At 44.5% G+C, this 20535-nt stretch carries 16 protein-coding genes; 12 read left to right on the forward strand and 4 right to left on the reverse strand.

The features are described from left to right. Positions 1 to 31: 31 nt before the first annotated feature. The 5 genes from IM792_RS01035 to IM792_RS01055 all read left to right on the forward strand — a co-directional run bounded on the left by IM792_RS01035 (position 32) and on the right by IM792_RS01055 (position 10313). Entirely contained in the window at positions 32 to 2503 is a 2472-nt protein-coding gene (locus IM792_RS01035) for a glutaminase family protein (protein ID WP_194099823.1), read from the forward strand. Between the two features lie 21 nt (positions 2504 to 2524). Then, positions 2525 to 4561, forward strand: coding sequence for a beta-L-arabinofuranosidase domain-containing protein (locus IM792_RS01040; RefSeq protein ID WP_194099824.1), 2037 nt, complete (start codon positions 2525 to 2527; stop codon positions 4559 to 4561). Between the two features lie 167 nt (positions 4562 to 4728). Further along, on the forward strand, positions 4729 to 5964 hold the full coding sequence (locus IM792_RS01045; RefSeq protein WP_194099825.1) for a sugar MFS transporter: 1236 nt from the start codon (positions 4729 to 4731) through the stop codon (positions 5962 to 5964). Positions 5965 to 6033: 69 nt separating this feature from the next. After that, the gene (locus IM792_RS01050; RefSeq protein ID WP_194099826.1) at positions 6034 to 6741 is read left to right on the forward strand and encodes an NUDIX domain-containing protein; all 708 of its coding nucleotides are present in this window, start codon (positions 6034 to 6036) and stop codon (positions 6739 to 6741) included. A gap of 59 nt (positions 6742 to 6800) precedes the next feature. Continuing rightward, positions 6801 to 10313, forward strand: coding sequence for a PKD domain-containing protein (locus tag IM792_RS01055; protein WP_194099827.1), 3513 nt, complete (start codon positions 6801 to 6803; stop codon positions 10311 to 10313). A 6-nt stretch (positions 10314 to 10319) separates the two neighbouring features. On the opposite strand, the gene rpoN is transcribed toward IM792_RS01055, so the two are convergent. Continuing rightward, on the reverse strand, positions 10320 to 11792 hold the full coding sequence (rpoN, locus tag IM792_RS01060) for an RNA polymerase factor sigma-54 (RefSeq protein WP_194099828.1): 1473 nt from the start codon (positions 11790 to 11792) through the stop codon (positions 10320 to 10322). A 150-nt stretch (positions 11793 to 11942) separates the two neighbouring features. Here rpoN and mscL point away from each other — a divergent pair, with 150 nt between their 5' ends. The 5 genes from mscL to tsaB all read left to right on the forward strand — a co-directional run bounded on the left by mscL (position 11943) and on the right by tsaB (position 14032). After that, a complete protein-coding gene (mscL, locus tag IM792_RS01065) occupies positions 11943 to 12335 on the forward strand; it encodes a large-conductance mechanosensitive channel protein MscL (protein WP_194099829.1) in 393 nt (130 codons plus the stop codon). Between the two features lie 135 nt (positions 12336 to 12470). Further along, on the forward strand, positions 12471 to 12629 hold the full coding sequence (gene rpmH, locus IM792_RS01070; RefSeq protein WP_092390256.1) for a 50S ribosomal protein L34: 159 nt from the start codon (positions 12471 to 12473) through the stop codon (positions 12627 to 12629). A 72-nt stretch (positions 12630 to 12701) separates the two neighbouring features. Continuing rightward, the gene (locus tag IM792_RS01075) at positions 12702 to 13085 is read left to right on the forward strand and encodes a ribonuclease P protein component (protein WP_194099830.1); all 384 of its coding nucleotides are present in this window, start codon (positions 12702 to 12704) and stop codon (positions 13083 to 13085) included. Beyond that, complete coding sequence (gene yidD / locus IM792_RS01080; protein ID WP_194099831.1) at positions 13082 to 13327, forward strand: membrane protein insertion efficiency factor YidD; 246 nt, start codon at positions 13082 to 13084, stop codon at positions 13325 to 13327. Before IM792_RS01075 ends, yidD begins: the two co-directional genes overlap by 4 nt. Before the next feature lie 15 nt (positions 13328 to 13342). After that, positions 13343 to 14032, forward strand: coding sequence for a tRNA (adenosine(37)-N6)-threonylcarbamoyltransferase complex dimerization subunit type 1 TsaB (gene tsaB, locus IM792_RS01085; RefSeq protein WP_194099832.1), 690 nt, complete (start codon positions 13343 to 13345; stop codon positions 14030 to 14032). On the opposite strand, the gene IM792_RS01090 is transcribed toward tsaB, so the two are convergent. Then, on the reverse strand, positions 14027 to 15460 hold the full coding sequence (locus tag IM792_RS01090) for a DUF5723 family protein (protein WP_194099833.1): 1434 nt from the start codon (positions 15458 to 15460) through the stop codon (positions 14027 to 14029). The two genes, tsaB and IM792_RS01090, sit on opposite strands and share 6 nt — an antisense overlap. Before the next feature lie 91 nt (positions 15461 to 15551). Continuing rightward, positions 15552 to 17135: a hypothetical protein gene (locus IM792_RS01095; RefSeq protein WP_194099834.1), complete on the reverse strand. Its 1584-nt coding sequence runs from the start codon at positions 17133 to 17135 to the stop codon at positions 15552 to 15554. 93 nt (positions 17136 to 17228) lie between these two features. Here IM792_RS01095 and IM792_RS01100 point away from each other — a divergent pair, with 93 nt between their 5' ends. Both IM792_RS01100 and priA read left to right on the forward strand, forming a co-directional pair. Next, positions 17229 to 17615: a DUF423 domain-containing protein gene (locus tag IM792_RS01100; RefSeq protein ID WP_194099835.1), complete on the forward strand. Its 387-nt coding sequence runs from the start codon at positions 17229 to 17231 to the stop codon at positions 17613 to 17615. A 9-nt stretch (positions 17616 to 17624) separates the two neighbouring features. Continuing rightward, on the forward strand, positions 17625 to 20108 hold the full coding sequence (priA, locus tag IM792_RS01105) for a primosomal protein N' (RefSeq protein WP_194099836.1): 2484 nt from the start codon (positions 17625 to 17627) through the stop codon (positions 20106 to 20108). Positions 20109 to 20113: 5 nt separating this feature from the next. On the opposite strand, the gene IM792_RS01110 is transcribed toward priA, so the two are convergent. Further along, positions 20114 to 20440 carry a hypothetical protein gene (locus IM792_RS01110; RefSeq protein ID WP_194099837.1) on the reverse strand — a complete coding sequence of 109 codons (327 nt, stop codon included), beginning with the start codon at positions 20438 to 20440 and terminating at the stop codon, positions 20114 to 20116. Between the last annotated feature and the right edge of the window lie 95 nt (positions 20441 to 20535).

The raw sequence follows: 20535 nt of genomic DNA on the forward strand, positions 1-20535 counted from the left end.
CAAGTTAAATTAAATACTATACCAACAAGTAATGAAAAAGATCAGTCTTCGTTCTATTGCGTTCGCATGTCTTTTATCTGCGGGTGTTGCCCACGCGCAGGATAGAAAGGCACCGGCTTACCCACTAGTAACACACAATCCGTACTTCAGCATTTGGTCGAACACCGATAAGCTGACAGAATCACCAACCAGGCATTGGACAGGCGCAACGCAATCGCTGTTAGGCGTTATTAGTGTTGATGGTAAATTCTACCGTTTTTTAGGTGAATCGCCGGATAGGTTCAAAACCATTTTACCGGCATCTGATGAAAAAGCTTACCAGGTAAAATATACCGAAGCCAAACCGGACGGCAACAACTGGTGCGACCCTACCTTTAATGATGTTGCATGGAAAAGCGGCGGAGCGCCGATAGGCGATAATGATCAGGTTAAAACCACCTGGAAAAGCCACGATATTTGGGTGCGCCGTACGTTCACCTATACCAAAACCAATTTGAATGAACTGTACCTGAAAATAAACCACGATGATAACGTTGAGGTATATTTAAACGGCAACAAAGTTTTTGAGCGCGAGGGCTGGACAAATGATTTCAAAATGTTCAAACTTAGCGATGACGTTAAAGCAAAGCTAAAGGATGGCGAAAACGTACTGGCCATACACGTAGCCAACACCGCGGGTGGCCGTTATCTGGATGCCGGTTTGGTTGAAAAAATAAAGGATGTTAGCACCAATAAATTAGAAGTAGCCCAGCAAAAAGAGGTTACCGTTAACGCTACCCAAACCATTTACAATTTTACAGCCGGTGGTGTTGATCTGGATGTAACTTTTACGTCGCCATTGCTAATGAGCGATCTGAACTTGATAGCAAGGCCGGTAAGCTATATAAGCTACAAGGCAAAAGCTAACGATGGTAAAAGCCATGCGGTTAAGGTACTTTTCAGCGCATCAACAGATGTGGCGGTTAACACCCCCGTGCAGGAAGTTAAAGCTACCAAATACGCCACCGCGAAATTATCAATATTAAAAGCCGGCACTACCACACAGCCCGTATTGCAAAAACGTGGCGATGATCTGCGTATCGATTGGGGTTATATGTATGTAGCGGCTCCAAAGGCCGAGAGCGTAACCCAATTTATCACTGCTGAAACAGAGGCTGCCCCGGCATTTATCAGCGGAAAAAGTACTTCTACTTCACAGCAAGGCCGTTCGCTGGCGCTGAATACCGTTATTCCGTTTGGAAGCGTGGGCGCAACCGCGGTCGAAAAATATGTTGAGTTGGGTTATGACGAAGTATATGCTATCCAATACTTTAAACAAAACCTGCGCCCGTGGTGGAACAATTCGGGTAAAGAAACCATTGAAGGTCAGCTGGCTTTAGCTGCCGATCAGTATAAGTCAGTTATTGGTAAATGCGAAGCCTTTGATAAAACCTTATATGCTGATGCCAAAAAATCAGGCGGTGCAAAATATGCCGATCTGTGTGTGTTGGCTTATCGTCAAAGCATAGCGGCACATGCGCTGGTAAAAAGTCCGCAGGGCGATTTACTTTGGTTGTCAAAAGAGAACTTCAGCAACGGTTCTATCAATACGGTTGATATTACCTATCCATCAGCCCCAATGTACCTTATTTACAATACCGATCTGCTTAAAGGCATGATGAACGGTATATTTTATTACAGCGAGAGCGGTAAATTCCCTAAAGATTGGGCCGCGCACGACTTGGGTACCTACCCGCTGGCCAATGGTCAAACCTATGGTGAGGATATGCCGGTTGAAGAATCAGGCAACATGATCATCCTTGCTGACGCGATTACTAAGGCTGATGGTAACCCGGCTTACGCCAAAAAACATTGGACGGTGCTAAGCAAATGGGTAAACTACCTGGTTAAGGATGGTTTTGACCCTAAAACACAGTTATGTACTGATGATTTTGCCGGTCACCTGGCGCGTAATGCCAACTTATCGGCAAAAGCAATTGTAGGTATTGCCTGCTATGCCGATATGGCCGAGAAAATAGGCGAGAAACGCACTGCCGATAAGTACCGCATTATTGCTAAGGATATGGTTGGCAAATGGATGCAGCTTGCCGATGATGGCGATCACTATGCCCTTACCTTTGAAAATAAAGGCACCTGGAGCCAAAAGTATAACATCATTTGGGATAAGGTATTGGGCTTAAATCTGTTTCCGCAGGAGGTTTATGATAAGGAGATTAAATACTACCTTACCAAGCAAAAGGAGTTTGGTTTGCCTTTGGATAGCCGCAAAACTTATACAAAATCTGACTGGATCATGTGGACAGCTACCCTTACCAGCAACCAAAGTGATTTTGAGGCATTGGTTAACCCGATATGGAAATTCGCGATGGAAACCCCGTCACGCGTTCCGTTGAACGACTGGCACGAAACTACCGATGGTAAAATGGTAGGCTTCCAGGCGCGTAGTGTGGTAAGTGGTTACTACATGAAGATGTTGTATGATAAAATGAAATCGAAAAAATAACCAATTATGCGTTTTTTAAAAATGAGGAGAACCTGGTTATTATCTCTGCTGGCATTGCAGGGCGGCAGCCTTATGGCGCAAACCGCTACGGCCATTAAGCAGGTTGATAACAGTAAGGTTAATAAATACTACGTATCAAACAAAGCCCCGTTACGCCAGCAATACTTTGTAAAGCTGCCCGTAACGGCTATTAAACCCGGCGGTTGGTTGCTAAAGCAGTTGGAGTTACAGCGCGATGGTTTAACCGGTAACCTGGGCGAGATAAGTATATGGCTTTCAAAAAAGGATAATGCCTGGTTAAGCAAGGATGGCAAGGGCAAATACGGTTGGGAAGAATTACCCTACTGGCTAAAAGGCTACGGCGATATGGCCTATGTGCTTAAAGACCCAAAGATGCTGAAGGAAACCAAATTCTGGATAGACGCGGTACTGGAAAACCAGCGCGACAACGGCGATTTTGGTCCGCATGTAGAGAAGGGTGCGGGCAAGCGCGATCTGTGGACGAACATGCCGATGCTGTGGTGCTTGCAATCGTACTACGAGTACTCGAACGATAAGCGTGTGCTGGATGTAATGACCAAGTATTTCAAATGGCAGCTAAGCATTCCGGATGATAAGTTTTTGGAAGATTACTGGGAGAAAAGCCGCGGCGGCGATAACATGCTGAGCGTTTACTGGCTGTATAACCGCACAGGCGATAAATTTCTGCTGGATCTGGCTACCAAGCTGGACAAGAATACATCCGACTGGAGGCAAAAAGGCAATCTGCCTAACTGGCATAACGTTAACATAGCGCAATGCTTTCGCGAACCGGCAACTTATTACCTGCAAAGTAATAACCCGGCCGATCTGCAAGCTACGTATGATGATTTTAAGCTGATACGTGATATTTACGGTCAGGTACCGGGCGGTATGTTCGGTGCCGACGAAAATGCACGTAAAGGTTATGATGACCCGCGTCAGGCGGTTGAAACCTGCGGACTGGTTGAGCAAATGACATCAGACCAATATCTGCTGCAATTTACCGGCGATACCTTTTGGGCCGATAACTGCGAGGATGTGGCGTTCAATACCTTCCCGGCGGCGTTTACGTCAGACTATAAGGCCTTGCGTTACCTTACCGCACCCAACATGGTAATGAGCGATAGCAAGAACCACTCACCGGGTATTGATAACACCGGCCCGTTCTTGGCCATGAACCCGTTTAGTAGCCGTTGCTGCCAGCACAACCACTCGGCAGGGTGGGTGTATTATAACGAGAACAGCTGGATGGCCACGCCTGATAACGGTGTTGCGGCACTGCTGTACGCTCCGGGTGAGGTTACTGCTAAAGTAGGTACAGGTGGTTTGACCAAGATCATCACCACAACCCAATATCCTTTTAATGATGTGATCGATATGAAGGTGATCACCTTTGAAAAAAATGCCTTCCCGGTATACCTGCGTGTACCTGCATGGTGCAGCAGCCCCGTGGTAAAGGTTAATGGTAAAACCGTTAAGGTTACCGCCAAAGGTGGTGAGTACATTAAGCTGGATAACACCTGGAAAAACGGCGACAAGATAAGCCTGCAACTGCCTATGAAGATAGCTGTAACGCAATGGGCTAAAAACAAAAACAGCACCAGCGTAAGCTACGGCCCTTTAACATACTCGCTTAAAATTGATGAGCGTTACGAGAAAAAGGACAGCAAGCAAACCGCCATCGGCGATTCGCAATGGCAGGAAAATGCCGACCCTGTAAAATGGCCAAGCTGGGAGATATATCCCGCATCGGCATGGAACTACGGGTTGCTGCTTAACAGCCAAAAGCCCGAACAATCGTTCACGGTGGTTAAAGGTACATGGCCAAAGGATAATAATCCGTTCACCAACACCTCGGCGCCTATTATGCTGAAGGCAAGCGGCAAGCAAATTCCCGGCTGGCAGATAGACCAGTATGGTTTGTGCGGCGTATTGCCCGAAAGCCCGGTTAAAACCGAGCAGCCTCAAACCAGCTTAACACTGGTGCCAATGGGCGGCGCGCGTTTACGCATATCATCATTCCCGGTGGTGCAGTAAACGGCAATTAACCCGGTATAATTATTACAACGCGGCCTGAAAGTGAGTACTTTCGGGCCGCGTTTATTTTATGCAAAATATTAGTAACAAATAAAGTACAACATAAATCGATTTATTAAAAATTACATACATTAGCGGCAAACCCAATTATAACAGTAATCAATTTTATGGATCAAAAACCTAAATTAACCGAGAACAAATATCTTGTTGTTTTTGCCTTTGTAACTTCACTTTTCCTGCTGTGGGGCATAGCCATCACCATGGGCGATGTTTTAAACCGTAAATTTCAGTTGGTTTTAAATGTAAGTAAGGCTGAATCGGCCTTGGTGCAGTTCTCTATTTTTGGAGCGTATTTTATAATGGGTATACCGGCCGGTTTGTTCATGAAAAAGTACGGCTATAAAAAAGGTGTGTTATTGGGTTTGTTTTTATACGCGCTCGGAGCATTTCTGTTTGTACCCGCTTCGGATGCTGAGTCATTCGGCTTTTTCAGGGTAGCCCTGTTTATATTAGCTTGTGGGTTAGCCACCCTCGAAACAGTAGCGCATCCGTTCATTGCATCATTGGGCGATCAACGGGCGAGTGATCAGCGTATCAATTTTGCTCAATCATTTAATGGGGTAGGTGCTATAATTGGTCCGTTGATAGGTAAGTTTTTGGTATTTAGCCCCGGTGCGCCAAACACGCTCGACTCGGTTAAATCATTATACATTGTAATTGGGATAGTTATCGCTGCAATTGGCATACTGTTTTCATTTGTAAAAGTTCCTTTGTTAAAAGATCCTCATGTTATTGCTAACGATAGTTATGCCATTGCCGGTGATCAAACTGTACCAAAGGGATTGTTTCAGAATAAGCATTTTATATTCGCGGTAATAGCCCAGTTATTTAACGTGGCAGCGCAGGGTGGTACATGGGCGTTCTTTATTAATTACGGTCATGAGGTAATGGGTTTGCCCGATCATGATGCTTCAGGCTATTTCGCTGTAAGTATGGTGATGCTGATGGTTGGTCGTTTTGTAGGTACTTTCCTGATGAGGTTCATAGCGCCACATAAGTTATTAGCCATATTTGCAACAGGTGCAATATTGATGTGTATTATAGCCGCGCAAGGTTTTGGCTGGGCCTCATTTGTAGCTTTGATACTGATCAACTTCTTCTTTAGCATCATGTTCCCAACTATATTTAGCCTTGGGTTGAAGGATCTGGGTAAGCATACTGAGCAGGCATCATCATTTATAGTGATGGGTGTTGTAGGTGGCGCTTTGTTCCCGCCAATTATGGGCTTAATAGCCAATACCGATGTTGCCAAGGCATATTATTTGCCAATTATTTGTTACGCGGTTATCGGCTTGTTCGGCTTTTTGTATCCTAAGCTGAACAAGAATATTAAGCGTGCATAATAATTGTATTTGTTACAGTTGAGGCAAATATTTATACTTACACCTTATTTAACCTACAGTACATAGTTCATGCAAAAATATTCAGGCGAAACCCCGGTTTTAGTGGCTGCCGATTGTATTATATTCGGTTTCGACGGATGGAACATTAAACTGCTGTTAGTGCAGCGTAACCTCGACCCTGAAAAGGGGAAGTGGAGCCTGATGGGCGGTTTTATGAAACCCGGCGAATCGCCTGATGATGCCGCCAACCGTGTGCTTGAGCAACGTACCGGCCTCAACAATGTATATATGGATCAGTTGCGGGTTTTTGGTAACCCCGATCGCGATCCGCTTGAGCGTACGCTTTCCATTGTTTACTACGCGCTTATCGACATCAACAAATACGAAAAGCAATTGAACGATGAACACCATGCCGAATGGTTTTTGCCCGAAGAAATGCCCGAGCTGATATTCGATCATACCGAAATGGTTAAAATGGCGCGTCGACAACTGATGTATAAGGCGGCCCTGCACCCGATATTGTTCCAGCTATTGCCAGAGAAGTTTACCATTCCGCAATTGCAGGCGCTGTACGAGGGTGTGTATCAAACCAAGTTTGATGATCGTAACTTTAGTCGTAAGCTGCTCTCAACCGGCCTGTTGATCAAACTGAACGAAAAGGATAAGCAATCATCAAAAAAAGGGGCATTTTATTACACTTTAGATCAATCGCACTACGAAGAAAACTTCGAGTCGTTTCTCAACCTGGTGCCAAATCCTAATAAATTCTTTCAATAACAGCATATTACGTATATTTATTACTTAGGTATTAATTCTAAAACCAAGTAATAAACCTTTTGCGTATTCTTTATCGCATATTGCTGTTGTTGTTTTTTGCATGCCCGGCACGTAACGCATTTGCACAAATGTTTACCAGCCAGGGTACCGACTTTTGGGTGGCCTATATGGAGCATATTGCCGGTGCGGGACAAGATGGGTCTAAAATGTCATTGTACATAGGCGGAGAGGAGGCGACAAAAGCTACCATTACATCTGCCAATGGTTCATGGTCAGTTACCGTAAACGTTCCTCAAAATTGGATAGTAACCGTGCCGGTGCCTTCAAGTATGTACATTAGCGGGCAAGACATATTTAATAAAGGTATACACATTAAAAGTGAAAAGCCTGTTTTCGTGTTTGCGCATATTTATGCCACGGCTGTATCCGGCGCTACATTGTTATTGCCCGAAAACTCATTAGGCCGGGATTATTATTCCATTAATTATACTCAGCTCTCCAACTCAATATTAGATCCGTATAATAGTAAGCAAAGCCATTCTGTTTTCATGGTGATTGGTACAGAGGATAATACCACTGTTGAAATTACACCAACCCAGGAAATGGTTGATGGTAAGCCGGCCAACAGGCCCTACACACTTAAGCTAAACAGGGGGCAGGTTTATCAGGGGAAATCAGATAGAGATTTGACAGGTACACGCATACGGTCAATTAGTGCAGGCAATGAGGAATGTAAAAAGATAGCGGTTTTTTCGGGCAGTACAAAACTCGCTATTGGTTGTGACGACGCGAATTTTACATCAGACAATATTATACAGCAGGCATACCCAACATCAGCCTGGGGCAAAAACTTTATAACGGTGCCTTTTAAAGGGCGTGCTTATGATATTTTCAGGGTAGTTATCAGCAAACCCAATACCAATATATATGTAAACGGCACACTGATGGGGCGCCCCGATCCCGGTAAAAATTATATTGAGTTCAACTCGACAGTGCCTAACACCATTAAGGCCGATAAGCCTATACAGGTAGCGCAGTACGCCGTATCAATGACGCAAACCCTTAATTGCCTTAAAAGTAACGAGCAATATGGTGATCCTGAAATGGTATTACTAAACCCGCTTGAACAAACGGTAAGTAATGTAACGTTTGAGTCAACTCCATTGCAGGAAATCAGGGTTCACTATGTAAATGTGGTTATAAAAACGGCTGATGTGCCAACTGTAAAAGTAGCCAAAAATATTAAAACAGAGTTTTTTGAGGTACCGGGTAATCCTGAATATTCGTATGCGCAAATAGCCGTTCCGCAGGGAGTGCACAATGTTTCGGCTAATGGCGGCTTTAACGCTGTAGCTTATGGGTTTGGGCGTTTCGAATCGTACGGATATGCTGCCGGAGCCAGCATTCGCAATTTGAACGAGCAATTGCGATTGGTGCCTGAAGGTGAAAATATTGAGGTTGATGCCGCTTGCACATTCTCAAAATATAATTTGCGCTTAAGGCTTCCGTATAAAACAAGTTCGATCAGGTGGCGCTTAGCTGATGGTTCACAGATCACACAAAACAAAAGCCCTGATAGCATCATGGTAGTTAATAGTGATACCACATACATTTACAATTTGTTACAAAATATACAATACCCACCCGGCAATTACCTGGTTAGAGCATTGGTATACCCTGTACAGAGTGATGATGTATGCGGATTAAATCGTGAAATACCTCTTGAGTTCAATGTTTCAGCGCCGCCTGCTGCCAATTTTGGAGCGCAAAATGTTTGTTTAACCAATGAGGTTAATTTTACCGATAGCACTATTGCGCCGGGCAATAAAATAAAAGGCTGGTATTGGGACTTTGGCGACGGAACTACCGGTGTTGAGCAATCGCCAACACATGTATACCCGGCAGATGGCAAGTATACCGTTAAACTGATAGTAACCAATAATAACGGATGTACAAGCGAAATATCAAAACAGGTAACAATAGCGCCGCTGCCGGTAGCTGATTTTACATATGCGCCGTTGTTGTGCTCGGCTGGTGATACGGTTAAGTTAAATGGTACATCGCCAATGATGGCTGATATTGGCGAATGGCAGGTTGATTTTGGTGACGGTTCGCCTTTGGCGAGTTTCAAGGATAAAGATCTGCAACATCAGTATGCACAACCCGGAGTGTATCATGTATCACTCAGGGTGCGTTTGGTTAACGCAACTTGTTTTAGTGAGCCCATAAACCATACAATTACAGTTAAAGCCGCGCCTGTAATGCAATTTACAGTACCCGAAGTATGTATAACCGATATTGCTGTTTTTAAAAACACCACTGCTCTGGCTGATGGTTCAGGAGCCGGGCTTGTTTATTCCTGGAATTTCGGTGATCCTGCTTCCGGTGCCAGTAACACAAGTTTAACATTTGATGGTGAACATCAATATACTACCCCCGGCAGATATAAGGTAACGCTTACCGCGGCTAACAATAATGGCTGTTTAGTTACGCAGGTTAAGGAGATTATAGTTAGCGGGAATGATTTTTCTGCAGCGGGTATCAATGTAGAGAGCCAGAACAATTTATGTGTTGCCCTACCTGTAGCGTTCGTTAATAATGCATCAGTTACGCAAGGGGAGATCACCAAGGTAGAGTGGTATTTTGATGCCCTGCAAAAGCCCGGTGAAAAGCTGACATTCACCAAAGCCGATATGCCTGCTGATGGCCGTGTTGAGCATTTGTACGAGCCTTTTTATACTCCAGCTACTAAAACTGTACGGGTGCGTTTGGTTGTTTACTCAGGACAAACTTGTAGTAAGCAGTACGAGCAGGATATAACGCTGTATGCCCAGCCACAGATAGATATTGCCTCACCATCAGGCTTTGTGATATGCGAGGATAGCGGGCCGGTACAATTCACCGCTGATGCTAATGGTGTAGACGGTGCCGGTACATTCGCGGGTATAGGTATTTCGGCTGATGGTTTGTTTAACCCTGCCGGGGCAGGAGTAGGGGTGCATAGCTTGTCTCATACTTTTCAGTCAAATAACGGCTGCCCCGCTGTAAAAACCTTTGAGGTTACAGTGAGTAAGATACCTGAAGTTACAATACCTGCTGTAGTGAATGTATTTGCCGATCGGCCTAAGAAAGCTGATCTGCAAGCTACGGGCGATAACCTAACCTATAAGTGGACCCCCTCAACCGGGCTTGATCGGGATGATGTATTGAACCCAAATATCACTTTAGGTAGTGATATGAGTTATAGTTTAACTGTTACATCAGCAGCGTGTAGCATCACCCAAACCGTGAATGTTAAGGTGAATAAACAGCTCATCATCCCCAATACCTTTACTCCTAATGGCGATGGTATAAATGATACCTGGAATATTGATCTGCTGCAAAGCTTTCCGGATTGTGTGGTTACCGTGGTTAACCGCAACGGGGCCAAGGTATACACATCAGAAGGATATACTACCGCATGGAACGGTACCATGAATGGCAACCAGCTACCGGCAGGTACTTACTATTACACCATCGATCTGAAGGATGGCAGTAAGCCCTACAGCGGATATATTACGCTATTAAAATAAAACGGATTAAAGCTCCTTACGTAACCTTGCTACCGGGATGTTCATTTGCTCGCGGTATTTGGCAACGGTACGGCGGGCAATATTGTAACCGGCATCTTTTAAAATCTCGGTAAGCTTTTCATCGGCCAGTGGGTGGCGTTTGTCTTCCTTGCCGATGTGTTCTTCCAGTATCTTCTTCACCTCTTTGTTTGATACTTCTTCACCGCTTTCGGTTTGTATCGCCTCAGAGAAGAATGATTTTAGCAGGAAGGTACCATGCTCGGTTTGTACGTATTTGGAGTTAGCCACACGCGATACGGTAGATATATCCATGTTGATCTTATCGGCAATATCCTTCAATATCATCGGGCGCAGGTTTTTGTCATCGCCGGTCAGGAAGAAATCGTACTGGTATTGCATAATGGCGTTCATGGTTTTAAGCAGGGTTTGCTGGCGCTGCTTAATGGCATCAATAAACCATTTGGCCGAATCGAGCTTTTGCTTAACAAATTGAACAGCCTCCTTAAGTTTCTTATCCTTTTGCGATGCCTTATCGTAATGCTGAAACATCTCCTGGTACGATCGGCTTACCTTTAGTTCAGGCGCGTTCTTGGCATTCAGGGTAAGTATCAGCACACCGTCGTTATTGGTGATATGAAAATCAGGTATTACCTGCAACTGCTTGGTGTTAACCTCGCTCGCGTCGCCGGGCTTAGGGTTAAGCTTTAATATTTCGCCAACCACAGCACGCAACTCATTCGAATTCATATTCAGCGAGCGCTCCAGTTTGTCGTAATGCTTGCGTGTAAACTCATCCAGGTAATTCTCAACAACTACTATGGCTTTCTTTACAATAGGGTCGTTAGCGTCCTTTTTACGCAGTTGTATCAGCAGGCACTCCTGTAGGGTACGGGCGGCTACACCCGGAGGGTCAAAAGTTTGTATCACCTTCAGCATGTCCTCCACTTCCTCGTCCTCGGCCAATACATTTGCCGAGAAGGCCAGGTCATCCGTAAGTGACATGATCGGGCGGCGCAGGTAACCATCGTCATCTAAACTGCCGATGATCTGCTTACCTATCATAAAATCCTTGTCCGATAGTAGGAGCAGATCCAGCTGCGCTTGCAGGTTCTCAATAAACGAGCTTTGAATGGCGATAGGCATTTCCTTCTTATCTTCCTCATCATCACCATTCTGATCATAGCGCGATCCGTAATCGTTCACGCTGTCATCCTGCAAATAATCATCTATATTAAACTCATCGGCCTCGCCGCCTTCATTATCCGAGCTGTTGTAGTCGTCGTCAGGATCGCGGTCGGGATATTGTTCTTCGGGTTCGCTAAGGGTAAGGCTAAAATCTTCAAGCGCCGGGTTTTCTTCCAGTTCTTCTTTAATACGGGTATCTAAAGATACGGTTGGCACCTGCAACAATTTTATAAATTGTATTTGCTGCGGCGATAGCTTTTGTAATAGCTTTTGTTGAAGATTTTGTTTTAGCATAGTAAAGTAAGACCAAAATTACATCAAATAGGCAGAACTTTAAAATAAGTTATGTTATTGACGAATAATGAATGTAAAATGCTAAACGAATACATTTGTTTTAACACGGTATTATTTTTTACCTTTAGTGAAACTTAAATTTTTGAATATATGGGCTTTGCAAAAGAATTTAAAGACTTCGCCATGCGTGGCAACGTTGTCGATCTGGCGGTGGGTGTTATCATCGGCGCGGCATTTGGTAAAATTGTGAGTTCGTTAGTTGAGGATATTTTAACCCCGGCTATATTAACTCCGGCGTTAAAAGCCGCTAACCTAACCAACCTCAGCGAGTTGGTTGTGCCTGGTACAGCCATTAAATACGGCAATTTTATATCGCAGGTAATATCATTTATAATTATAGCCCTTGCCTTATTTATGATCATCAGGCTGATAAACCGCTTTAAAAAGAAAGAGGAAGCAGCACCGGCAACGCCACCTGCACCAACAAAAGAGGAAGTTTTGTTAGCTGAAATTCGCGATATATTGGCCCGTAAATCGGCCTGATTGTGTATATGTTGATAAATACCGGCGCAATACTATAAATATTAGTTAACAGGGAGTTTGATTAAAACAAAAAAAGCACTACATTTGCGCTCTTGTTTTTAAAAACGATATAACGACGAATAACAATATACAGCGATGAAAAGAACGTTTCAGCCATCTCAAAGAAAAAGAAGAAATAAACACGGTTTCCGTGAGCGTATGTCAACTGCTAACGGCAGAAGGGTTTTAGCTTCAAGAAGAGCTAAAGGCAGAAAAAGATTAAGCGTGTCTGACGAGCGTCGTCACAAAGCTTAATTTCCGGTTTCCACAAGTTGCGGTTACCCGGGCCAAACCGTATTGTAATTTATTGGTTGAACCCCTGCAACTATGTATACTTTTAAAAAAGAAGAACGATTATGTAATAAACGGCTCATTGCCGGCTTGTATCATAATGGTTCTTCTTTTTTATGTTATCCCTTCAAGGTTTCGTGGATGCCTGTTGCTGCTGATGATGCGGCAACTGTACCCGTACAAGTGCTTTTTTCCGTCCCTAAAAAGCGGTTTAAAAAGGCAGTTGACCGTAATACCTTAAAACGCCGTTCGCGCGAGGCATACCGCCTGTATAAACAACAACTGCTTTACAGCCAGCTATCGGGCCACAGCATAGCGCTTTCATTAACCTATATAGGCAAGGAAATTGCCGAATATCCGTTTATTGAAAAAAAGATGATCAAACTTTTTGCGCAACTAAGCGGCGAGGTGCTCAAATGAAATGGCTGGCAGATATATTTAAGCGTATTATAGGCGCGTTCTTTATCCTGCTTATTCGCATTTACCAGTATTTATTGTCGCCTTTGTTTGGTGCCGCCTGCCGTTACACGCCAAGTTGTTCGCAATACGGTATTGAAGCTGTAAAAAAACATGGCGCTTTTAAAGGCGGATGGTTAACTTTGAAGCGCATTGCACGGTGCAATCCATGGGGGGGCCACGGGCACGACCCGGTACCTGATTGATCTGACATATTTTCTATGAATACCATATTGCAAATTGAAACCGCTACCACTGCCTGTTCTGTAGCCCTTGCGGTAAACGGCGAGGTAACAGCGGTAAAAACCATAAACCAGCGCAACATACATGCCGAGGTGATCACGCTGTATATTGATGAATTGCTTAAAGAGGCAAGCATTGATTACAACGCGCTTGATGCCATTGCCGTTAGCGCCGGGCCGGGCTCATATACCGGTTTGCGTATAGGTATTTCAACCGCTAAGGGTTTATGCTTCGCGATGGATAAGCCGTTAATAGCTGTTGAAACCTTAGAGGCCATGGCACAAGGTTTCATTGGTTCAGGAGTAGCCGAAATTATTCCCGGTACATTGTTGTGCCCAATGATTGATGCCCGCCGTATGGAGGTATATACCGCCATTTTTGATGCCGAGGGTAATCGACTTAAAGAAACTTCTGCCGAAATAATTGACGCCGGTAGTTATGCTGATGAATTGGCTAACAACAAAGTGATATTTTTTGGCGATGGCGCTCCCAAGTTTCAGGATGTGCTGACGCACCCTAACGCGATTATAATTCCGGAATTTATTAACTCAGCGGCGTATCTTACCAAAACAGCATTGCAAAAATTTACCGCCGGGCAGTTTGAGGATGTGGCTTATTACGAGCCTTTTTATCTGAAAGATTTTATTGCCGGTAAAAAGGCATTATAACTCGCCGCCACCCTTACGCTTACCGAATATCTTATCAAAGAAACGGCCGAAGAAGCCTTTTTCATTATCGCCCATTGGTATGTAGCTGGCATTCATCGGGCTTTCAATTGGTCGGCCAAATTTTAGCGAGAAACCTAAAAATACATCCGCGCCGGTGTAGGGTGCATCATAGCCGGTGCGTCGTAAGGCAATACGTCCGCTTGGCAGTAATCTTTCCGATCCGATATAAAACTCCGCATTGGGCGATTTATACATCACCTGTCCGCCAAAGTTGAATAGGCGCAGATCATTGTATGATGCCGTTGCCGTAACGGTGAATTTATTGTACTGGAAATGATCAACCAAAGCCCCGGTAAGTCCCTGATAAAACAATTGCTTTTGTACAATAAGCGTTGGCAACATGCTGAATGTTTGGTCGTAATTTAAATAGTATCTTTTGGCAACACTTAGCTCCGCCAAACCATTGGTGGGGGTGGTGAATGAGCCACGGCTTCTGTGGCCAGCCTGCAAAAAGCGCGATAGTTGTGTTTTTACGCTATCCTCGCGCCAGGGCTGTGAAAGATCGCTAAGCGTGGTAGTACCCAGCACACGGTAGCTTTCGGAGCCACCGCTCCAATGTATAAAACCCAGATCTTTAACGTTGGCCTGTATCTTAAAACCATCCTCGGTAATGTGCGATCCGCCTATGGATACCGAAGCACCCGGATTACTCAAGCTTGGTACAATAGCGCCCGAGCCGCCTTCGCCGCCGCTTTCGCTTACATAGTACAAGCCATCAAGAAAAAGTATAGCCTGGTCGGCAGCCCTGTTAAAGGTGATGTTTGAGCGGTTAACCAAAAGTTCCTGGTATTGCAAACCCATCAAAAAGTTTACCTTGAAACCAAAGGCGGTACGCTTATCAAGTTTTTCACGGTATGAAAAACCTAATTGATGGTAGGTTTGATAGTAGCCATTGCTGTTGAATAAATTATTATAAGTATCGCGCGGAAAATTGGCCGAGCCGTTGAACAGTGCTATGGATTCATCTGTAATATCGCCGCTGGCTTCAACGTTTGTTTTAAAGGATAAGCCCATCTCCTTATCACCTTTTTGACCGGCATACCATTTAAACATGGCCCAGTAAATACCGGCATTGCTTAAAACGCGGTTTAGCCTGCCGCTGCCTATATCAAGCTGGCTGTTGCTGTAGCGGTTATCAAACAAACGGCTTTGTATTGATCGCTGCGCGTTACCGGTTAAAACAGCATAAGCCCCAAAGTTGGGTATCAAAAAGTTAGATGCCATGTTATAGCTCGAATCGCGGATGAACGAGCGCTGCGATGGGTTCTCGAACGAATCAAAAAGAGTTTCGGTGTTATATTGTGAAAACTGCTGTGCCGCTGCAAATAATGGGGATAACAGTAGTAACAGTAGTAGAATTTTCTTCATAAATAGCTTTGGTGCATTTTTGGCAGTACGCAGACCGCCTCTCTCTAAACGCTAATTTGTAAGTATAGTTGTTTAATTTATAAAATAGTTATTAGTTTGATGCCAGCGGTTGCTCCTCATCCTTTTGGGCAATTGAGCCTATGCAGAAGTTAGTATAGAAGCTGTTTTGAGCGGCTGTTAACTGGTACGATGCACCGTAAACATCCTGCCAGCCGGGCTCATTTTCGTTGAATGATTTATAGGTTTCCTTACGCATATCGCGCCTGAAAACGTACCGTGCATTTTTGCTGTGCACAAAATAGCAAATGTTGCTGCGCTGTGTCATCAGGTTATCAAAGCTGGTATAATCATCGGCCTTGGCCAAAAACTTGCGGTTCATGTAGCTCTCGTAGTAGCTTTCAACCTCTTTGTATGTGTTAGCTAAAATCAGGTAGTTATCAACTATCATAAAAAAAGGTTTGCGGAAACTGCCAAAAGCATCTCCCAGCAAATAATACATCAGCCTGTCGTAATTTAAACGGCCGCTGTTATCGCTCATGCCCGAGCTGATGTTCATGAAATGGGGTAGTAATTTTGATCCGTCCTTTAAGGCCACAATGGCCAGCTTTTCCTGAAAGCGGGTGGTTAGCACCGCGAATTCATTACTTGCCAAGCCGTTAAAGGCCTGCTTTATGTTTACACCGGTTTCGTTCTTAATGTTGGCATACAGGGTGCTTTCTTTTTTGCTGATGCCGGTATTTTGCTGCCACTTATCCAGATCGGTAAAAAATTGCTGCGTGTTTGATAGCGCGAAGCTGCTATAATATGCCGTTGTTGAGGGCAGTATGTTTTTTAAATGATTATCAACCGGTTTTTGGTTGATGAATACGTTTAAATAACTGTGCTTTCCACCCGGTATCAGTGTTGATGTACCGTTGAACATCAGCGCGTCGCTTTTGTAATTAAGGCTGAGTATAGCCGTTGAGGCAAAGCCATACAGATCGGCAGGCAGATTATTGATATTGGTAAAATAGCTTTTAAGCAGCGGGTTAAACTGCTGATAATTAACGTATAGGTTAGCCAGCGAGTTGTTATTTTGCTGCGCAGGCGAAAGCGCGTAATCAGTTCTCTCGGCCTCATAATTAGCGGCAGTCTGCATCAGATCCTTCGAAAAACTGCCCGAAAATATGTTATGCCCTTTGCTTAATATATAGAAACGTTTTTTGATATCCTTTATATAGATGGCATAACCTTTATGCTTACCCACATTATATGGCGATAGCAGCAGTTTGCCGCTTTTCTCTACCTGTTTAAAGCTGTTCAGGTTAAAGCCTTTGGGTGCCACGGCTGTAAGCAGTAGCGATGTGCCGGTATCTGATGGATGTACCGATACAAATATGTGCTGCCCGTTAAACAAACCCTCGCTGTTAGTATAAGCGGCTAAGGCTGTGCGCAGGGTATCGAGCTCGTCCAGGTTTTCTTTGCCTGATACGGCCGCCAGTAGTTTGTTATTCTTAAATATCTCGTAAAAGCTCCTGTCGTTCGGAAATTCAAATACCATTGCGGCATTGGCAGGTATGCTGCGCATTACCTGGCTTATATGCTGTCCGGGCGGGTTTAGGTTCTTGAAATATGCTACCGTAATATAGCCGCACGCAACAAGCAAAATAACCGTAATAAAAATTATCCGTTTCATTTATATGTTTGCACTCGCAAGTTATGTAAATTATGGCAGTGCGTTAAACGTTTACTTTCCAAAATTACCCTAACTTAGTCTTTTTATCTTTCAATGAATAAACAAATCATATTCACAGCAGCAATATTTGGTGCTATAGCGGTTATACTTGGTGCGTTTGGCGCGCATGGTTTACGCGCCTTAATAGCTGAACGTCAGCTCGAAGTATGGCAAACCGGTGTTCAGTATAACTTTTACCATGTATTCGCTTTGCTGTTTCTATCTACATTTACACGCTTTAAAAACAAATTAATTGCGGCAAGCTATTATTTATTTACATTGGGCATCATTTTATTTTCGGGCTCGTTGTATCTGCTATCATGCCGCGAGCTGTTAGGCTGGGGCTGGTTAAGCGCGCTTGGCCCTGTAACACCTGTTGGTGGTTTGTTATTTATTGCCGGTTGGGTATGCCTTGCACTGGCCGCCTTACGTAATCGTTAATATTACTACATGCTCGAGTTCGCATCATCAGATACATCCGTAAGGAAAACGCTTTTTGTTGAGGTTATTTTGCCCTTGGCCATAGCCAAAAACTATACCTATCGCGTGCCCTTTGAAATGAATGATGCCGTTGCCATTGGCAAACGGGTGGTGGTGCAGTTTGGCAAAAGCAAGTTATATACGGCCATTGTAGCCTCTATCGGCACGCAAGCGCCCGAAAAATATGAGGCCAAATATCTGCTTGAGGTATTGGATGATCAGCCTATAGTTACCCCGTACCAGCTACAGCTTTGGCAATGGATAGCCGATTACTATATGTGTAATGTGGGCGAGGTAATGAACGCCGCCCTGCCATCGGCATTAAAGCTGGCCAGCGAAACCAAAATAGTACTGAACAAGGACTTCCCGATAGACCGGGCCACACTGCACGATAAGGAGTTTCTGATAGCCGAAGCGCTCGATCTGCAACCTGAGCTTACCGTGAGCGATATTGCCAAGCTGCTGGGCCAAAAAACAGTGATGCCGATATTGAAGGGGATGTTCGAGAAGAACATCATCAATATATCTGAGGAGGTGAGCGACAGGTATAAACCCCGTAAGCGTACCTTTATTACGCTTAACCCGGTATATCATAATCAGGATAACCTGCGCGAGCTGTTCAATATTTTAGAGCGTGCCCCAAAACAGGCCGATGCACTGCTGGCTTACATGAAGTTGGCACGTTACCAAAAGGCGGTGTCGAAGAATGATATTACCGAGGAGAGCGGGGCAGGGGCGGCGGCTATAAAGGCGCTGATAGAGAAAGAAATATTTATTGCCGAGGACAAAAATGTTAGTCGCCTGCATTACGAGGAGGAGAACGATACCGGCATATTCGACCTGAGCGAGCAGCAGCAAACCGCGCTTACCGATATACAGCGGCAGTTTGATGATAAGGATACCGTATTGCTTTACGGCGTAACCTCATCAGGCAAAACACAAATTTATGTAAGGCTGATAGAGGAGATGATAAACAGCGGCAGGCAGGTGCTATATCTGCTGCCCGAAATCGCACTTACAACGCACATCATCGAACGTTTGCGTGCTTATTTTGGTAATAACATAGGTGTATATCATTCTAAGTTTAATGATAACGAGCGTGCCGAGGTTTGGCAAAAGGTTTTGAATGGCGATTACCGCGTGATATTAGGCGCGCGTTCATCAGTGTTTTTGCCGTTTGATGATCTGGGCCTGATCATTGTTGATGAAGAGCACGAAACATCATACAAACAGTTTGACCCGGCCCCACGCTACAACGCCCGCGATGTAGCCATTTACCTATCGGCCATGTATAAGGGTAAGGTTTTGTTAGGGTCGGCCACACCATCGTTCGAGAGTTACTTTAATGCCCGTGTGCATAAATACGGCTTAACCGAACTGGTGCAACGCTACGGCGGTGTTGAACTGCCCGATATTGAGGTGGTGAGCATAGCCGACGAAACCCGCCAAAAAACTATACAATCGCACTTTACCAGCGTGCTGATGAAGGATATGCAGCAGGCCATCATCAATAAGGAGCAGGTGATCCTGTTTCAAAACCGCAGGGGCTACGCGCCCTTGCTGATGTGCCGTACCTGCGCGCATACGCCCAAGTGCATTAATTGCGATGTGAGCCTTACCTACCATAAAAGCAGTGGTAAGCTGCATTGCCACTATTGTGGTTATAAAGAGGATTCGCCCAATGTATGCCCGGCTTGCGGCTCTACGCATATGGAGTATAAAGGCTTTGGTACCGAAAAGATTGAAGATGAGTTGAGCGTTTTATTGCCCGATGCCCGCCTCGCCCGTATGGATATGGATACCACCCGCTCGCGCAATGCGCTGCAAAATATCCTGAACAGTTTGGAAGAAAAGAAGATAGATGTATTGGTAGGTACGCAAATGGTAGCGAAGGGCCTTGATTTTGCCGATGTTACCGTAATAGGTATTATTAATGCGGATAGCTTACTGAAATTTCCTGATTACCGGGCTAATGAGCGCAGTTATCAAATGCTATCGCAGGTAAGCGGCAGGGCAGGCAGGCGTGGTAAGCGTGGTAAGGTGGTGATACAAACTTATGATGTTGGTCATAGGGTAATTAAGCAGGTAATTGAAAATGATTACCACGACCTTTATTTTACCGAAATGGAGGAGCGCCGCAGCTTTAAATATCCGCCATATTACCGCATCATCAATCTCGATATTAAACATAAAGATCCGGATGCGCTGTACAATCAGGCCGTATACCTGGCTAATGAGTTACGCAAGCAATTTGGCGATAGGGTGATAGGCCCCGAAGCGCCATTGGTGAGCCGTATACGTAATTATTATATCAAGAGCATCATGCTTAAGTTCGAAAAGGATGGCATCTCTATAAACAAAGCTAAGGCTGTAATTCGGGATGTGATCACCCAATTCCAAACCACTAAGCTAAGCAAGGGCAGTATTGTACAGCCCGATGTTGACCCGTACTAATATTTTTATTTTTTCCGAATGTTGGTCAGATGTATCTGTGGGAAACCATTGCCGGCTATCATACCGCAACTAAACCGGGTTGTAAGCGTGTTGTAGGTTACCTTAACCTGCATGCTATCCTGCATAAAGCTTGCCGGTAAGTTATCAGGGCTATACATTACATTGTTCATTTGTATCAGCCAGCCGCAACCATCCGCGGCGGGTGTGCCGGTATTCATGATGATGCCCTCTGCTTCTTTCGCGTTTTTATCCTTTTTGCATGATGCTACGGCAAAAGAAAGCGCAACAAGCAGGGCTGTAAATAGGGTGTTAGGTTTTAAAGTTGTTTTCATGCCATTGTATTTACCTGCCCGTACGAGCAATTTTAACCTAATGCTACACAAACAGATAAATTATACAAGCCCTGTATTGACCGTTTGCAGCGTGG

Source organism: Mucilaginibacter sp. JRF, assembly GCF_015223065.1.
Taxonomy (GTDB): Bacteria; Bacteroidota; Bacteroidia; order Sphingobacteriales; family Sphingobacteriaceae; genus Mucilaginibacter.

Excerpts from the sequence above, each read along its gene's own strand:
- IM792_RS01035 (WP_194099823.1), top strand. The coding sequence starts at position 32 with ATGAAAAAGATCAGTCTTCGTTCTATTGCGTTCGCATGTCTTTTATCT.
- IM792_RS01040 (WP_194099824.1), top strand. The coding sequence starts at position 2,525 with ATGAGGAGAACCTGGTTATTATCTCTGCTGGCATTGCAGGGCGGCAGC.
- IM792_RS01045 (WP_194099825.1), top strand. The coding sequence starts at position 4,729 with ATGGATCAAAAACCTAAATTAACCGAGAACAAATATCTTGTTGTTTTT.
- IM792_RS01050 (WP_194099826.1), top strand. The coding sequence starts at position 6,034 with ATGCAAAAATATTCAGGCGAAACCCCGGTTTTAGTGGCTGCCGATTGT.
- rpoN (WP_194099828.1), bottom strand. The coding sequence starts at position 11,792 with ATGCTAAAACAAAATCTTCAACAAAAGCTATTACAAAAGCTATCGCCG.
- mscL (WP_194099829.1), top strand. The coding sequence starts at position 11,943 with ATGGGCTTTGCAAAAGAATTTAAAGACTTCGCCATGCGTGGCAACGTT.
- rpmH (WP_092390256.1), top strand. The coding sequence starts at position 12,471 with ATGAAAAGAACGTTTCAGCCATCTCAAAGAAAAAGAAGAAATAAACAC.
- IM792_RS01075 (WP_194099830.1), top strand. The coding sequence starts at position 12,702 with ATGTATACTTTTAAAAAAGAAGAACGATTATGTAATAAACGGCTCATT.
- yidD (WP_194099831.1), top strand. The coding sequence starts at position 13,082 with ATGAAATGGCTGGCAGATATATTTAAGCGTATTATAGGCGCGTTCTTT.
- tsaB (WP_194099832.1), top strand. The coding sequence starts at position 13,343 with ATGAATACCATATTGCAAATTGAAACCGCTACCACTGCCTGTTCTGTA.
- IM792_RS01090 (WP_194099833.1), bottom strand. The coding sequence starts at position 15,460 with ATGAAGAAAATTCTACTACTGTTACTACTGTTATCCCCATTATTTGCA.
- IM792_RS01095 (WP_194099834.1), bottom strand. The coding sequence starts at position 17,135 with ATGAAACGGATAATTTTTATTACGGTTATTTTGCTTGTTGCGTGCGGC.
- IM792_RS01100 (WP_194099835.1), top strand. The coding sequence starts at position 17,229 with ATGAATAAACAAATCATATTCACAGCAGCAATATTTGGTGCTATAGCG.
- priA (WP_194099836.1), top strand. The coding sequence starts at position 17,625 with ATGCTCGAGTTCGCATCATCAGATACATCCGTAAGGAAAACGCTTTTT.
- IM792_RS01110 (WP_194099837.1), bottom strand. The coding sequence starts at position 20,440 with ATGAAAACAACTTTAAAACCTAACACCCTATTTACAGCCCTGCTTGTT.